Origin of the sequence: Micromonospora sp. WMMD967, from assembly GCF_029626165.1 — a bacterium.
GTDB lineage: Bacteria > Actinomycetota > Actinomycetes > Mycobacteriales > Micromonosporaceae > Micromonospora > Micromonospora taraxaci.
In genome coordinates, this window is sequence record NZ_JARUBK010000001.1 from 5,645,910 (window position 1) to 5,661,846 (window position 15,937).

The 15,937-nt window shown below is 72.6% G+C and carries 12 protein-coding genes; 5 read left to right on the plus strand and 7 right to left on the minus strand.

Annotated features, from left to right (window positions below; genetic code table 11):
• Nucleotides 1-4: 4 nt before the first annotated feature.
• A complete protein-coding gene (locus O7631_RS25445) occupies nucleotides 5-1,609 on the minus strand; it encodes an ABC transporter substrate-binding protein (protein WP_145780545.1) in 1,605 nt (534 codons plus the stop codon).
• 284 nt (nucleotides 1,610-1,893) lie between these two features.
• Here O7631_RS25445 and O7631_RS25450 point away from each other — a divergent pair, with 284 nt between their 5' ends.
• From O7631_RS25450 to O7631_RS25470, 5 genes are all read left to right on the plus strand, one after another.
• On the plus strand, nucleotides 1,894-2,430 hold the full coding sequence (locus tag O7631_RS25450) for a helix-turn-helix domain-containing protein (protein ID WP_278146575.1): 537 nt from the start codon (nucleotides 1,894-1,896) through the stop codon (nucleotides 2,428-2,430).
• Nucleotides 2,431-2,555: 125 nt separating this feature from the next.
• Entirely contained in the window at nucleotides 2,556-4,439 is a 1,884-nt protein-coding gene (locus O7631_RS25455; protein ID WP_278146576.1) for a Xaa-Pro dipeptidyl-peptidase, read from the plus strand.
• 1,313 nt (nucleotides 4,440-5,752) lie between these two features.
• Nucleotides 5,753-6,415 (plus strand): C39 family peptidase, encoded by a 663-nt coding sequence (locus O7631_RS25460; RefSeq protein ID WP_278146577.1) that lies wholly within the window; start codon nucleotides 5,753-5,755, stop codon nucleotides 6,413-6,415.
• A gap of 247 nt (nucleotides 6,416-6,662) precedes the next feature.
• Nucleotides 6,663-7,667: a DUF1996 domain-containing protein gene (locus O7631_RS25465; RefSeq protein ID WP_278146578.1), complete on the plus strand. Its 1,005-nt coding sequence runs from the start codon at nucleotides 6,663-6,665 to the stop codon at nucleotides 7,665-7,667.
• A gap of 69 nt (nucleotides 7,668-7,736) precedes the next feature.
• Nucleotides 7,737-8,426: a DUF305 domain-containing protein gene (locus O7631_RS25470; RefSeq protein WP_278146579.1), complete on the plus strand. Its 690-nt coding sequence runs from the start codon at nucleotides 7,737-7,739 to the stop codon at nucleotides 8,424-8,426.
• 103 nt (nucleotides 8,427-8,529) lie between these two features.
• On the opposite strand, the gene O7631_RS25475 is transcribed toward O7631_RS25470, so the two are convergent.
• The 6 genes from O7631_RS25475 to O7631_RS25500 are packed head-to-tail and all read right to left on the minus strand — an operon-like array spanning nucleotide 8,530 to nucleotide 15,934.
• A complete protein-coding gene (locus O7631_RS25475) occupies nucleotides 8,530-9,351 on the minus strand; it encodes a CoA ester lyase (RefSeq protein WP_278146580.1) in 822 nt (273 codons plus the stop codon).
• Complete coding sequence (locus tag O7631_RS25480) at nucleotides 9,351-10,538, minus strand: CoA transferase (protein ID WP_278146581.1); 1,188 nt, start codon at nucleotides 10,536-10,538, stop codon at nucleotides 9,351-9,353. Before O7631_RS25480 ends, O7631_RS25475 begins: the two co-directional genes overlap by 1 nt.
• Nucleotides 10,535-12,493, minus strand: coding sequence for an SUMF1/EgtB/PvdO family nonheme iron enzyme (locus tag O7631_RS25485; RefSeq protein ID WP_278146582.1), 1,959 nt, complete (start codon nucleotides 12,491-12,493; stop codon nucleotides 10,535-10,537). The genes O7631_RS25480 and O7631_RS25485 overlap by 4 nt, the downstream gene beginning before the upstream one ends.
• The gene (locus O7631_RS25490) at nucleotides 12,490-13,428 is read right to left on the minus strand and encodes a ribokinase (RefSeq protein WP_278146583.1); all 939 of its coding nucleotides are present in this window, start codon (nucleotides 13,426-13,428) and stop codon (nucleotides 12,490-12,492) included. The genes O7631_RS25485 and O7631_RS25490 overlap by 4 nt, the downstream gene beginning before the upstream one ends.
• A complete protein-coding gene (locus tag O7631_RS25495) occupies nucleotides 13,425-14,789 on the minus strand; it encodes an ADP-ribosylglycohydrolase family protein (protein ID WP_278146584.1) in 1,365 nt (454 codons plus the stop codon). The genes O7631_RS25490 and O7631_RS25495 overlap by 4 nt, the downstream gene beginning before the upstream one ends.
• Nucleotides 14,786-15,934: an ADP-ribosylglycohydrolase family protein gene (locus O7631_RS25500; RefSeq protein WP_278146585.1), complete on the minus strand. Its 1,149-nt coding sequence runs from the start codon at nucleotides 15,932-15,934 to the stop codon at nucleotides 14,786-14,788. The genes O7631_RS25495 and O7631_RS25500 overlap by 4 nt, the downstream gene beginning before the upstream one ends.
• Between the last annotated feature and the right edge of the window lie 3 nt (nucleotides 15,935-15,937).

Consider the following 15,937-nt stretch of genomic DNA (forward strand, 5'->3'; position numbering starts at 1 on the left):
CCGACTACTTGCGGCCGACCGCGGCGACGTCCACCTGCCAACCGGCGGCGGTGTAGTCCGCGCCGGTCAGGTCGGTGGTCGCCACGACGATGGAGGAGTTGCTGGCCAGCACCAGGTACGGCGAGGAGGCGTTCATCAGCCGCTGCCACTCCTGCATGGCGGCGGCCCGGCCGGCCAGGTCGAGGGTCTCGGTGACCTTCTTGCCGGCGGCCACCACGGCCGGGTCGGCCCGCTCCACAGTCCAGCCGGAGCGCAGCGCGGTCGCCTGCCCCGGTGCCATGTTGTTGATGAGCGAGTCGGCGACCGGGTAGTTCAGGCTCTGCGGGGTGAACCCGAGGGGCGACTTTCCGCCGCGCATCTCGTCGAGGAACGTGGTCAGCGGCTGCGGGTTCAACTCCAGCTTGATGCCCGCCTCGGCGGCGTCGCCCTGCACCTTGGTGGCGACCGTGCCGAGGTCCACACCCTTGTAGGTGATGGCCGGGTAGGTGAACTTCACGGTGGGGTTGGTCAGGCCGCCCTCGGCCAGCAGCGCCTTGGCCTTCGCGACGTCCCGCTTGGACTCCTCGCCGGCCGGCAGCGCGCCCGGGAAGGCCGGCGCGACCAGCCCGGCGCCGGGTGCCGCGCCCTTGCCGTACAGGGCTGCGATGCCCTGGTAGTCGATGGCGGCGCGCAGGGCCTGGTTGAACTTCGGGTTCGAGGTGACCGCCGAGACGCCCGGATCGGCGTTGAGGAAGAGGAAGTAGACGGTGTCCTGCACGCCGGACGTCTGCAGGCTGCCCGGCAGGCCGTCGAGGAGCTTGCCGGAGATGTCGAGGGAGATCTCGGCAGCCTCGGCGCGCTGCATGGTCAGCTTCTGGGTCTGCACGTCCATGTTGCGCAGCACCACCCGGGAGAACTGCGGCTTGGTGCCCCAGTACTTCGGGTTGGCCTCCAGCACCACCTGCGCCGACGGGTCGTACGACTTCAGCACGTACGGGCCGCTGCCGAGGGAGTTGGTGTCCAGGTACTGCTGCGCGGTGTCGCCCTGCGCGGCGTCGGCGCCGTCGCGGGCACCGTGCTCCTTGGCGGCCTTGGAGTTGAGCACAGCCGTCGACGGCATCGACAGCACGACCGGGATGTTCGGGTCCGGCGTCGCCGAGGCGACCACCACGGTGCTGTCGTCGGTCTTGGTCACGGTCAGGCCGCTCACGGTGACCGCCGGGCTGGCCTTGATGTTCTTCAGGCGGTTGAGCGAGAAGACGACGTCGTCGGCGGTGAGCGGGCTGCCGTCGGCGAACGTCACCCCCTGCCGCAGCTTGAAGGTGAACGTCTTCGCGTCCGGTGACGCCTGGTACGACTCGGCCAGCGCCGGGACGGGCTTGCTCACGTCCGAGCCCTTGAAGGTGAGCAGGGTGTCGTAGAGGGCGTGCACGGCGGTCAGGCCGGTCGCCTCGTAGACCCGGCCGGGGTCGAGGGTCTTGAGCACGAACGAGGTGTTCACGGTGAGCGTCTTGGCCGCACCGTTCGCGTTTCCACCGCTGCCGCCGGCGCTGCAGGCGCTGACGGACAGGACGGCCAGCGTCGCCAGAGCGGACGCTCCGGCGAGGAGCCGGCGGGGGGACACCGACATGCTGTTCCTACCTTCTATCGCGCGGCCCGCCGTGCGGGAACCGCGGGGCGTCGACGCCTCGGGCGACCCGACCACCGGCGGAAGCGGCGGGAGATCGTCGCGGGGTTCTCGGGAGGCATCGTCTCGGGTTGGATGTAGGCCGGACGGGGACGTCGTCCGGTTCGTCTCGACGCGGCCTTGTCTAGTGGTGTCGAACGTCGCCGCCTGTTGTTCAGCGATACTAAACAGAGCCGTATAGTCGGGTCAATCAAGATTCAGCCACACTGTTTTTGGAACGAGGACACATGCTCGGTGACCGACTCCGCGACCTGCGTCAGCAGCACTCCCTCACGCTGCGCCAGCTCGCCACAGCCGCCGACGTGTCCCCCGCCCTGCTCAGCCAGATCGAGAACGGCGCGACCGACCCCAGCCTGTCCACCCTGCGAAAGCTCGCCCAGGTCTTCGACACCTCGATCGCGGAGCTGTTCTCCGAGCCCGAGGCGCCACCGGTGCACATCAGCCGCGTCGGCGCCCGGACCCGGCTGGCCGCACCGCCCGGCCAGATCACCTACGAACGACTCACCCCCGGCCGGGGCGACCTGGAGGTCCTCCAGGCCCACCTCGCACCCGGCGACGCCAGCTCGGCGGAACCCTGGGCACACCCGTCCACCGAGTGCGCGATCGTCGTCACCGGCGAGGTCGTCGCGCAGATCGGCGGCGAGTCGTACACCCTCACCGCCGGCGAGTCGGTCACCTTCGACTCGCGCCTGGCACACCTCTACCGCAACGCCAGCAGAGAACGCGCCCACCTGATCATCGCGGTGACGCCGCCGACCCCCTGACCGGCCAGAGTGGACTCCTCACGGGATCGACGCGACGCCGCCGCCGACCTAGCATGTCGACGAATGGATCTTCGAGCTTGGTCAGTGCCGACCCCGGCAACCAGCCCAACCGAAGGGAGACGCGCGTGCGTCGACCCCGTCATCTAGCGCTCCTGAGCGTCGGTGTGTCCGGCGCCCTGGTGCTCAGCGCAGCCCCCACCGCCACGGCTGCACCGCCCGCCGCCACCACGCCAACCGGCATCGTGGTCAGCGACGGCATGACCCAACCGGTGTTCTCGCTCGCCGACGCGATCGAGGAGCGGGTGTTCGTCCAGACCCCTGTGGACACCGACCACGACGGCCGGCTCGACCGGGTCGCCATCGACATCTCCCGGCCCCGCGAGACCGCCACCACCGGCTTCAAGGTGCCGGTCATCTTCGAACACAGCCCGTACCGCAAGGGCACCTGGGGCGACGTGCCCTACCCGAGCGTGCTCGTCGACGAGCTGCCGCAGAACGGTCTGACCGACCGCTCCGGCCGCCGCGCGCTCGACGCCGGCACACAGCGGGCCCAGGCCAAGGCCAACCTGCCCGGCTCGCTGGACGACTACTACGTACCCCGCGGGTACGCGGTGGTGCTCGGCCAGAGCGTCGGCACCGGCGACTCGGACGGCTGCCCGACCAGCGGTGACCAGGCCGAGACGCTGGGCACCAAGGCCGTCATCGACTGGCTCAACGGCCGGGCCAAGGGGTACGACGCCAACGGAGCCCCGGTCACCGCTGGCTGGACCACCGGCGCCGTCGGCATGACCGGCGTCTCCTACAACGGCACCCTGCCCAACCAGGTGGCCACCACCGGCGTCAAGGGACTCAAGACCATCGTCCCCGTCTCGGCGATCAGCAGCTGGTACGACTACTACCGGGCCAACGGGCTGGTGGTCGCACCCGGCACGTACCAGGGCGAGGACCTCGACATCCTGGCCCAGTACACCGCCGGGCAGGCACGCGCCGAAGGGCAGTGCGCCGACGAACTCGCGGCGATCACCGAGGAGCAGGACCGGATCACCGGCGACTACTCGAAATTCTGGCAGGACCGCGACTACCTCGACGCCCGCAACGTCAAGGCCAGCGTCTTCGTCGTGCACGGCCTCAACGACTGGAATGTCAAGACCGAACACTTCGCCGGCTGGTGGGACCAGCTCGCCAAGCGCGACGTACCCCGCAAGATCTGGCTGCACCAGGGCGGCCACGGCGGCCCGGGCAGCAGCGCCTCGGTGACCCTGCCCAGCGGGCAGACCTGGACGTACAAGCAGACCGAGAACCGCTGGTTCGACTACTGGCTGTGGAACGTGCGCAACGGCATCATGGACGAGCCGACCGCCGTGCTCCAGCGCGAGGACCGGGCCTACACCACGTACGCCAACTGGCCCGACCCCGCCGCCCGCGAGGTCGGGCTGCGGTTCGCCGCCACGGATGCCACCGCCCCGGGCGCCCTCACCACCGGCAAGCCCCCGAAGGCGCGTGTCGAGCAGCGCTTCGTCGACGAGGGACGGACCATCCACCCGGACACCCTGGTGTCCAACCCGGACACCGCGAGCGCCAACCGGCTCGCGTACCGCTCCCCCGAGCTGACGCAGAGCGTCCGCATCTCCGGACGTCCGGAGATGCGACTGCGGATGGCGATCGACAACAAGCCGGACGCGAACCTCACCGCGTACCTGGTCGACTACGGCCCGGCCGGTTCGACCGCCGCGCCGACAGTGGTGACCCGGGGCTGGATGGACCCGCAGAACCGCAAGAGCGCCGCGCGCACCGAGCCGGTCAAGCAGGGCAAGCTGTACGACTACCGGTGGACCATGGAACCCAAGGACTACGTCTTCCCGGCCGGGCACCGGATCGGCGTGGTCGTCTTCTCCAGCGACCAGGAGTACACGCTGCTGCCGTTGGGCGGCACCGAACTGCGGGTCGCACCGAACGACAGCGAACTGCGTCTTCCGGTCGTCGGTGGGCGGAACGTCCTCGGCTTCTGACCCCGTCACTTTCGTACCCTGGTGGGGCAGTCCGCATACTGCGGACTGCCCCACCAGCACGTCACCCCCGCCCAGCCCAGCCCGGCCCAGCCCTGCCCTGCCCGGCCCGGCCCGGCCCGGCCCGGCCCGGTCCTGCCCTGCCCTGCGCGGCGCGGCGCGGCGCGGCGCGGCGCGGCGCGGCGCGGCGAAGATTCGCACAACTTCCGGGAAGGTGCTGCCTCAGGGCGCCACGAGGCAGCAGTTTCGGGGATAGTGCGAGATCGCCGAGCACGCGGTCGGATCCGCCCGCCTCCCGTCTCCCGCCGGCCGCCTCCGCGTCCCGTCGCAGGTGCCGACGGCGGCGAGTCCGCGTGATCGTCGGCGCTAATGGTGCGATACGACGTCTGCCGCCCTTGATCCACTCCGTTTCGCCGATGTCGGGGCATCCCCGGCACCCGGATACCGCGATATCGGCGACCCCGTGTGGATCGAGGCGGTGGGGTTCGCACACGCCCCAGGGACGCCCCGAGGCGCGCGAAACGCACCCTGCCGCGCGTACGGGTTGATCCACTCCGTTTCGCCGAAGTCGGGGTATCCCCGGCGCCCGGATACCGCGATATCGGCGACCCCGTGTGGATCAAGGCAATGCCGTGACACACGCCCGGGGACGCCCTGAGGCGCGCGAAACGCACCCTGCCGCGCGTACGGGTTGATCCACTCCGTTTCGCCGAAGTCGGGGTATCCCCGGCACCCGGATACCGCGATATCGGCGACCCCGTGTGGATCGAGGCGGTGCGGGTCGGTGGCTGGGGCTTGTCGGCGGGGCGGGTGCGTGGCGGCGCGGTTGCTGGCCGGGGCGGGTGGGCCCGGAGGCAAACTTTGCGTGGTGTGTGGGGTTTGTCCAGGTGGTGGGGGTCACCCGGGTGGTGGAATCGGGGGCCGGGCGGGGTCGTTATACCTTGCACGCCACCGCGACTGTCGGTCGTCGGTGCGGGGCAGCCGCCGGGAACACCGGCCAGGCCACCTGGGTTACACACCCGCAGCACCCCCCGGGACCGGAAGCCGGAAGCCCGGCGGAATGATCCGCCGACCCAGCCGGTTATACCCCCGGAACACCCCGGACGGGAAGCCCGGCGCAATGCATCCGCCGCCCCGGCCGGTTACATCCCCGAACAACTCGGGCTGGGAGTTCGGCGGAATGATCTGCCGCCCCACCTGGTTACCCATCTCCCGATGCCGGCCCTACAGGGTCGCCGGGCACGTGAGCTTTCCCCGCACGGCCGTCCCCCGTGAGTCGTGCGGCATCCCCCGATGAAGCAGAGGAGCACGCCATCATGCGTACCGATCTGATTCGTAAGACCGCCCTGACCGCCGCTGGTCTCGCGTTCACCGGCGGCGCCATCGCCGGACCCGTCACCACCGCCTTCGCCGCCCCGAACACCAGCAAGCCCGCGTCGCAGGCGCAGACCGACCGCAACGGCCACGGTGAGCGTCAGCTGGGCGTGCGCTACGAAGCCCAGCCGAACTTCTACTACTGCGGCCCCGCCGCCGCCCGCAACGCCCTGTCCGTACAGGGCAAGGACATCAGCGTGGACGCCATGGCCAAGGAGATGGGCACCACCGAGGCCGGCACCAACTCCATCAACGACATCACCCCCGTGCTGAACAAGGAGACCGGCAAGAACAACGCCTACCACTCCGTCGAGATCAGCACCCCCAAGGCCGACGACAAGCAGACCGACCAGCTGCGCGCCGACATCGTCAAGACTGTCGACGACGGCCGGGCCGTGGTCGCCAACATCGCCGGCACCACCACCGACACCGACGGTGGTATCCACTCCTTCGAGGGTGGGCACTACATCAGCGTCGTCGGCTACCGCGACAACGGCACCACCGTCACCATCGCCGACTCCGCCGACCCGAACACCGCCTCCTACGAGGTCACCGTCGAGCACCTCGCCGACTGGATCGCCACCCGCGGCTACGCCACCAGCTAAACCACCACAGCACACCAACACCGAAGGGCCGGACCCCACCACGGGGCCCGGCCCTTCGTCGTCGTTTTCCACCAACTGCGCAATGTATTGACAAGTTTCGACATTGCGGTGAGGCTTGTGGGTGCTGAGAGCGCTCTCTCGCATCGGCCGTAACCGGCCGCCACCACAACTGGCCAGGGCCATCCCCGACGTCTTCGGCGGCGGCGTCGGAGCCGATCCTGACCCGTCCCCCGACAGGAGTCACGAGATGGACAGGGCCGCACCCCTATCCGGCACCCACCGCCGCCTGCGTATCGTCACGGCTATCGGCGCCCTGCTGGTGCTACTCGGCACGTACCTGGTGTCCGCCACCGACCGCGCCGACGCCGCGCCGAGCAAAGCCGACCGGGCCGACGCCGCGCCGGCCAGAGCCGACCGCGCCGACGCCGCGCCGGCCAAAGCCGACCGCGCCGACGCCGCAGCCGGGCAGGCCGACGGCGACTTCGGCACCAACGTCATCCGGGTCGCCGAGTTCCCCGCCGACTGCACCTACAGCCACCGGCTGCCGGACGACCCGATCATTTTCCCCGGGCTGCCCGGAGCCTCGCACATGCACAGCTTCTTCGGCAGCACGGTGACGAACGCCGGCACCACGCTCCCCGACCTGGTCAACTCCTCCACCACCTGCAACCCGCGGGTGGACGTCTCGTCGTACTGGGTGCCGACGCTGTACCGGGACAACGTGCCGGTGGAGCCGGCGATCGCCACGTTCTACTACCTGGGCGAGGGCGTACGCTCCGACGTCGTCGCGAACACCCAGCCGTTCCCTCTCGGCCTGCGGCTGGTCGCCGGCAACGCGAAGGCCACCGGGCCGAACGACAGCATCGCCCGTTGGTCGTGCCTGCACGCCGGGCACGTGCCGCCGTCGAAGGACTTCGTGAACTGCCCGTCCGGCACGATGCTGGAGTCGTACCTGGACTTCCCGCAGTGTTGGAACGGCCGGGACCTGGACTCGCCGGACCACAAGAGCCACCTCGCGTACCCGGTGAACCAGGCCTGCCCGAGCACCCACCCGGTGCACGTGCCGAAGTTGCGGCAGGTCCTGCGATACCCGGTCACCGGTGACCCGTCGCGGTTCCGGCTGGCGTCCGGGCCCGGCTACACGATGCACGGCGACTTCTTCAACGCCTGGCCGGTCGCGGAGATGGCCCGCCGGGTCCAGGACTGCATCCGCCCCGTCATCAAGTGCGGTCACGACGGCCGACCGATCTGAACGACAGCTGCACACCACGGCGGCGGGCCCGGTCACACGGGCCTGCCGCCCTGGCGGGAAGGAGGCCGGATGCGCCGATCAGCGGCATCCACGGTGCTCGTCGCCGTCCTGCTCGTCGCCGGCTGCGGTGCCGGGCAGCCACGCAACCCGACCAGCACCACCGCTGCGACCGAGCCACCGGCGGTGACGCCGACATCGACCGAGCCACCGGCGGTCGACCTGGCACCGACCCGGCCGCCGACGGTCGCGCTGGCGCCGACGGGTACGCCGGGGTCGTTCAGCCCCACCGACATCGCCTGGCTCCAGTTGACGGTGGCGATGGCCGAACGCCTGCTGCCCGTACTCGAACTCGTTCCGGCGCGGACCACGGACCCGGCCTGGCGGCGTCTGGTCGCCCAGGTCGAGGCCACCGAGCGCGCCGACCTGGACCGGGCCCGCCGGTTGTTGGCAGATGCCGGTGCGCCGGCCACGAACCCGCACGAGGGTCACGACATGCCGGGCATGGTCACCGCCGAGCAGGTGACCGCGCTGCGGGCAGCGACCGGGTCGCCGTTCCACCGGCTGCTCGCCGGGCACCTACGCGCGCACCTGGCGCAGGCGGCCCGGATCGCCGGCGCGGAACAGCACGCCGGAGCCAACCCGACGACGACGGCGATGGCCGGGGCGGTGGTCCGGGACGGCAACGCCCACCTCGCGCGGCTCGACCGGCTCGACCAGCCGCCGTCGGCCGCACCACCGGCCAACACGCCCGCTCGGTGACCTCCGGCCGATGCTGTCAGCACCACCGGCCGGCGCGACAGCGCCCGCTCGGTGACCTCCGGCCGACGCGGACCGCACCACCGGCCAGCGCGCCTGCTGACCCTCAGGTGCTGTAGCGCGCGGCCAGGTCGACGACACGCTGGGCGGCGGCCACCATCGCCCGGTCCGCGAACCGGCCGTCGGGCAGGACCACGGTCCCCGAGTCCCGCAGTTCCGCGTCGGCCACGGCGGCCAGCAGTTCGGTGGCGCGGGCCACCTCCTGCTCGGCAGGGCGGAACGCCTCGACGATCACCGGAAGCTGGCGCGGGTGGATCGCCGTGCGGCCGAGGAACCCGAGCTGCCGGCCGACCGCGCACGAGGCGGCCAGACCGTCGAGGTCCACCACGTCGGCGTACACCGCCATCGCCGGTGGGGTCAGGCCGGCCGCGCGGGCCGCGACCACCACCCGGCCGCGCGCCCAGAGCAGGCCGTCGTCGTCACTCACCCCGAGGTCGGAGCGCAGGTCGGCCTCACCGAGGCCGATCGAGGCCACCGCGGGGTGGGCTACGGCGATGGGGTACGCGGACTCCAGCCCGACTGCCGACTCGATCAGCAGGTGCAGGGGTACGTCGACGCGCTCCCCGAGGGCCGTCACCGTCGCTGCCGACTCGACCTTCGGCAGCCGCAGCCCGTTCAACCCGGGCCGGCCGGTGACCGCCGTCAGGTCGGCGTCGACGTCCGGGCCGGTCAGCTCGTTGACCCGGACCTGCACCGGCACGGGGTGCCTGTCGGCGAGGAACTCGGCGACGGCGTCCCGGGCGTACGCCTTACGCCCGGCGACCACGGCGTCCTCCAGGTCGAGGATGACCGCGTCGGCGCCCGAGGCGACCGCCTTGGCGAACCGGTCCGGGCGGTCACCGGGGACGTAGAGCCAGCTCAGCAGCATCAGAGCACGCCCCGTTCGCGTAGCGCCGCCAACTCCTCGTCGGTCAGGCCGAGCGCCCTGAACACCGTGTCGGTGTCCTGGCCGTGCCGCCGTCCGGCGTGCCGGATCTCGCCCGGTGTCTCGGTGAGCCGGAACGGCACGTTCTGCATCCGCACCTCGCCCAACTCCTCGTCCGGCACGGTGCGGACGGTGCCGAGTGCCGCGTACTGCGGGTCGGCGAGGATGTCCCGTACGTCGTAGACGGGCGCGACCGCCGCCTGCGCCTCCTCGAACGCGGCCACCACCTCGTCGCGGTCCCGTTGGGCGACCCAGGCGCCCACCGCGGCGTCCAACTCGTCGGCGTGCGCGGCCCGGCCGCTGCCGGTGGCGAACCACGGCTCGTCGACCAGCTCGGGTCGGCCCACCAGCCGCAGCACCCGTTCGGCGATGCTCTGCGCGCTGGTGGAGACCGCCACCCAGCGCCCGTCCGCGCACCGGTAGGTGTTGCGTGGGGCGTTGTTGTTGGACCGGTTGCCCAGCCGGGGCTGGACGTAGCCGATCTGGTCGTACCAGGTGATCTGCGGCCCGAGCATCGCCATGATCGGCTCGATGATGGCGAGGTCCACGACCTGCCCGGTGCCGGTGACGTCCCGGGCCCGCAGGGCCAGCATCACCGCGTACGCGGCGGCGAGCGCGGTGACCGAGTCGGCCAGCCCGAACGGCGGCAGGGTGGGTGGGCCGTCCGGTTCCCCGGTGGCCGCCGCGAAGCCGCTCATCGCCTCGGCGAGCGTGCCGAACCCGGGCCGGCGGGCGTACGGGCCGACCTGCCCGAAGCCGCTGATCCGAGTGATCACCAACCGGGGGTTGACGGCGTGCAGCTCGGCCGGGCCGAGCCCCCACCGCTCCAGGGTGCCGGGGCGGAAGTTCTCCACCAGCACGTCGGCGTCGGCGAGCAGCCGGAGCAGCAACTCCGCGCCCTCCGGGTCGGAAAGGTTCAGGGTCACGGTGCGCTTGTTGCGGCCGAGGACCTTCCACCAGAGCCCCACGCCGTCGCGGGCCGGGCCGTGTCCCCGCGACGGGTCCGGCTTGACCGGATGCTCCACCTTGATCACGTCGGCGCCGAAGTCACCGAGGAACGCCGCCGCGAGTGGGCCGGCGAACAGGGTGGCCAGGTCGACGACCTTGACGCCGTCCAGCGGTGCGGTCACCGGGTCACCTCCGTCGTCTCGGGAAGGTCGGCCGCGCAGCGGAAACCGACCTGGTCGGAGCGGGTGAGACCGGCGCCGGTGAGCAGCAACTTCACCGAGACGTCCGCCGGTTGCGGGCCGCCGTCGAGGTACCAGTCGGAGCCCTCCGCCCTGTACGCGGCACCACCCTTGAGGATGGCGAACCGGGTACGGCCGTCGGAGTGCTCGCTGTCGGTCAGGTTCCACACCAGCGGCTCGCGCCGTACGAGCAGCCCCGCCTCGGCGGCGACCTGCCACTCGTCCTCGGTGGGCAGTCGTAGCCCGGCCCACTCCGCGTACGCGCGCGCGTCGGACAACTCCACACCGGTCACCGGCTCGTCGGCCGGTCCGCTGCCCGCCGTGAACCGTTCGGGGCGCACCGGGCGGTAGCCGCTGGCGCGCAGGAACTCGGCGTACTCGGAGTGGGTGACCTCGCGTACGGCGATGGCGAACCGGCCGAGTCGGACGCTGCGCCGCATCGTGCCGGGGTGGTGCAGTCGGGGCGGCAACGGCTTCCACTCGTCGACGTAGGGCGCCTCGCCGTACAGCCCGGTCTCCCGCACCCGGTGTCGGACGACGAGGTCCCGCCGGCCGCCTTCGACGGCGACCATGCCCGACGGCACCTCCAGCCGGGGCGCCCACGGGGTGCGGACGCGTACCGCCTCGCGGGCCGGGAAGGCCGGGTCGCCGGTCGGCGGCTCGTGCTGGTGCGCGGCGGCGACACCGGGCGCGACGGCGGCGATCGCGCCGGCCGGGAGTGGACCGCTCACCGCGAGCCGACCGTCGGAGGTCTCGGTGACGGTCAGCTCGGCACCGGTGACCAGGTCGACGAAGTGTCGCCCGGCACTCGGGTCGACGACCAGCCACGGGCCGTCGTGGTCCGCGCCCCGGTTCACCACCGTCCACAGGGGTTGGTCGTCGTGCGTCCAGCGGGACGCGTACACCTGGCAGTGGCCGGGGTGGTCGGCGAGCGGCACCCAGTCCTCGGCGCGCAACCACGCGGCGTGGCTGCTCTGCACCCGGCGCATCGCCCGCAGCACCGCCCGGTCGCGCTCGTTCCAGCCGACCCAGACGCCGAAGACGCTCTCCCAGACCAGGACGCCGACGCCGTTGAGCCAGGCGGAGTGCAGCTCGTCCAGGTGGTCGCGGTGCCAGCGCCGGGTGTGGTGCAGCACGTGCCGCCGCTCGAACCACTTGGCCCGCAGCACACCGGGCACCTCGGAGTCGGCGAACCACTGCGCCCAGGACATCGCGTGGTCGGCGATGCGGGCCAACGGCACCCGGCTCTCCCCCTCCAGGACCATGCCGGGTCGGACCGCGTCCAGCGCGGCGCGCAACTCGCCGGCGCCCTCCTTGAGGGTGTCGAGGAAGACCCCGTCGACGCCGAGCTTGCCGGCCAGCGCGGCGACCTCCTCGGCGTCGGTGCCCGCCGCGCGCCGGGTGCCGGTGTCCCACGGGTTGTAGTCGACGAAGACCCGCACCCCGCGTTCCTGGAACGCGCGCACCACGTCGACCAGCTCCGGCACGTCCCGGTACCAGTCGAACTGGTTGCGGTCGTCCAGGCCGATCACCGGGTACGCGTGCCACAGCACCACCCCGTCGAAGCCACCGAAGTCCCGGCCGGCCGCGTCGAGGAACCCGTCGACGGTGAAGACACCGCGCTCGTGGTCGTAGAGCGCCTCGTCCCAGAGCCAGGCCAGGCAGACGCTGAAGCAGTCGCCGGTGATCTCGTCGTAGTGCTCGCCGACGTAGCCGGTCCGCTCCCGGGCGTCGGCCCGCCACCGGGTGATCTGCTCCCGCCAGGCCGGCCAGTCCGCCGGGTCACCCGGCGCGGCGAAGATCTTCGCCTCGTCCAGGGTGCTCAGGTCGGCGTGCCCACCCAGCGGCACGTCGGCGGGCAAGTCGATCGGGCGCGGGACGTACGGGTTGAAGCTCACTGGGCACCTCGGTAGGTCGCGTCGTAGAGGGCGTCGATGGCCGGCCGGTCGGGCAGGGCGGTGGACGCACCGGGCCGCTGGGCGCAGGCCGCACCGGCGGCACAGGCCCAGCGCAGGCTCGCCGTGACGGTGTCCTCGCTGACGGCGCCGCCGCGCTCGGCCCAGCCCACGGCGAGCGCGCCGGTGAACGCGTCCCCCGAGGCGGTGGTGTCGACAGCGTCGATCTGCGGCGCCGGGACCGCGATCCGCAGGCCGCGCCGGTCGGCGTACGCGGCGCCGCGCGCACCGAGGGTGAGCACCACCCGAGGCACCAGCTTCAGCAGCGCGTCGAGCAGCACCGCCGGGTCGTCGGAGGAGATCCCGGCCACGACGGCGGCCTCGTGTTCGTTGACCACCAGCACGTCGACCAGGTCGAGCAGTTCGGTGGGCAGCGTCGCGGCGGGGGCGGCGTTCAGCACCACAGTGGTGTCGTCGGCCCGGGCCCAGTCGGCCGCCTGGGTCACCGCGGTCAGCGGCACCTCCAGTTGGAGCAGCAGCACGTCCGCCGCCGCGATCGTGGCCCGGTCGTCGGCGTCCAGCTCGGTCAACGTGCCGTTGGCCCCGGGCGCGACCACTATGAAGTTCTCCGCCTCCCGGTCGACGCCGATCAACGCCACGCCGGAGGGGCCGGCGACGGTCCGCAGACCCCGCACGTCCACGCCCGCCCCGACGAGGCTCGTCCGCAGCTGCGTACCGAACTCGTCGTCGCCGACCGCGCCCACGAAGTCGCAGGCCGCGCCGGCCCGTGCGGCGGCGACCGCCTGGTTGGCGCCCTTGCCGCCGGGCACGGTCCGGAAGTTCTCGCCGAGCACCGTCTCGCCGGGGCGGGGCAGCCGCGTCGTCGTGACCACCAGGTCCAGGTTGCTGCTGCCCACCACCGCCACGCGTGCGCTCATGCCGCGCTCCCTTCCGTTCCGCCCTGTTCCGCCAGGGCGAGGGTCCGCCGGGCCAGCTCGTCGAAGCCGACCCCGTCGAAGCCGCCGATGCTGCTGGCCAGCCGGTTGCGCAGCGGCGCCACCCAGCGGGCCGGCAGTGCGGACGCGCCGGTGAGGGCACCGGTCACCGCACCGACTGTCGCGCCGGTCGAGTCGGTGTCCCAGCCGCCGCTGACCACTGCGGTGATGGACCGCTCTAGATCCCCCCGGCCGTACGCCAGGGCGGCGGCCACCAGTGCGGCGTTGTTGCGCACGTGCACCCAGTGCAGGTGGCCGTGCCGGGCGTACAGCTCGTCGACAACGGCCTCCCAGTCGTCCGTCCCCGCGCCGAGGGCGCGGGCCTCGCGGACCGTGGCCGCGAATCGGCTGCGCGGCGGCAGGATCGCCTCCGCGGCGTCCAGCACCTCGTCCACGGTGTTGGCGACCGGGGCTGCCGCGGCCAGGGCGGCGGCCCAGATCGCACCGTGCACCCCGCCCCGGACGTGACTGACGGCAGCGTCGCGCAACGCCAGCTCGGCGGCGCGGTCCGGCCGGCCGGGGTTGACCCAGCCGTACACGTCGGTGCGGATCTGCGCGCCGATCCACTCCCGGAACGGGTTGTGCCGGCGGGCGCTGCGCGGCGGCGCGTACCCGAGGAGCAGGTTGCGGTACGCGACCCGCTCGGCGGTGAAGACCCGTCCGCCGGGGAGCCAGTCCAACCACGCCTGCGCCACGTCGTCGCTGGTGAAACCCCGTCCCCGCGTCTCCAGCACCCGCAGGGCCAGCAGCGGGTAGTTCAGGTCGTCGTCCTCGGGCATCCCGTCGATGTTCTCGGCGAGGCTGGTCGGCGCGCTGCGCCGGTTCCACGGCCAGCGGGCGGCGACGTCGGCCGGGAGGCCCTTCGCGGTGAACCAGTCCCGCAGCGGCCACCTGTCGGTCGCGACCAGGATCTCCCGGATCCCGTGGCGCGGGATCTTCTCCACCGGCTTGCCGAGCAGGCAGCCGGCCGCGCGGCCCAGCCACGCGCCGTGCAACCGGTCGTAGGCCACCTCGGTCGGCAGCGACCAGCCGGCCGGCCAGCCGGCTCGCAGCGTGGCCAGGTCGTCCGGCTCGTCGGCGGCGTCGACGGTGGGCAGCGCGTCGGCGGCGTCCAGCAGCTCCACCGCGAGCGCCCGCAGGTCCGGTGCCGCCGGGGTCGGCGACGCCCCGCTGACCGGCGGGGTGAGGTCCCCGCCGGCCGCCGTCCAGCGCGCGGCGAGCGCGGCGACGTCGCGTCCCTCGTCCCGGCTGGCCGCCAGTTCGTGCGGCAGCAGGTCCTCCGGCTGCACCCAGGTGATCCTCACCGGGACGACTCCCGCGCCAGCGCGGCGAAGCGGTCGGCCCGCCGGGCGAACCGGGCCTGGTCGCGCTCGAAGACCTCGCCGGCCACCGCCGCGAGGACCCGGGCGGGCTCCACCAGGTCGGTCTTCGAGGCGGTGGCGACCACCTCGGACCACTCCGCCGGCACCGCGTCCGCGCCGCCCAGCGCCCCGGCGATGGCGGCGGCCATGGTGGCTGTCGAGTCGGCGTCCCGGCCGTAGTTGACCGACCCGAGCACCGCCGCCCGGAAGTCACCGCCGGCCACCACGAGCATGCCGAGGGCCACCGGCAGCTCCTCGATGGCGTGCAGACGGCTGGGCCGCCGCGCGCCCAACCCGGGACTGCGGTACTCCTCCCCCACCGTGTCGTAGGGGGCGACCGCCGCGCGCAGCGCCGGAATGGCCTGCTTCCAGTCGCTGTGGCCGCGGGCCTCCTTGACCACCGCGTCGATGGCCGCGCGGGTGCCGTCGCGGGCCAGGTCCAGGGCTGCGGCGACGACGTCCTCGACGCCCGCGCCGGGGGTCGCCGCCGCCGCGACCGAAGCCGCGAAGACGGCGGCGGCCTCCCGCCCGTAGCTGTGCTGGTGCGCACCGGCGATCTCCACCGCCTCGGCGTACGCCCCGGCGGGGTCGCCCGCGTTGACGATGCCGACCGGCGCCATGTACATGGCCGCGCCGCAGTTCACGATGTTGCCGACCCCGGCCTCACGCGGATCGGCGTGGGCGTGGTGCAGACGGGTGACCAGCCACCGCTCGGCAGCTGCGAGCCGGTGGAAGGTCACCCCCTCGCGCTCCAGGTCGGGGATGTACACCACCCGCTCGATCAGGTCGGGAACCAGCAGCTCCACCACGTCGTACGCGTCGAGGTGGTCCCGTTTGGCCGCGTACGCGCGGACCAGTGCGTGGGTCATCAACGTGTCGTCGGTGAGGTGCCCGTCGCCCTTGTGGTACGGCGCGAGCGGTCGCGCGGTGGCCCAGTCGGCGTGGTACGGGGGCACGATGCCCTCGACCCAGCCGCCGAAGCGCGCACGGATCTGCTCCGGCAGCGCCGTCTCGGTGGCCCCACCCAGGGCGTCTCCGACCGCGGCGCCGACCAGGCAACCGACCGATGTGTCGAGCAAGAGTGACATGTC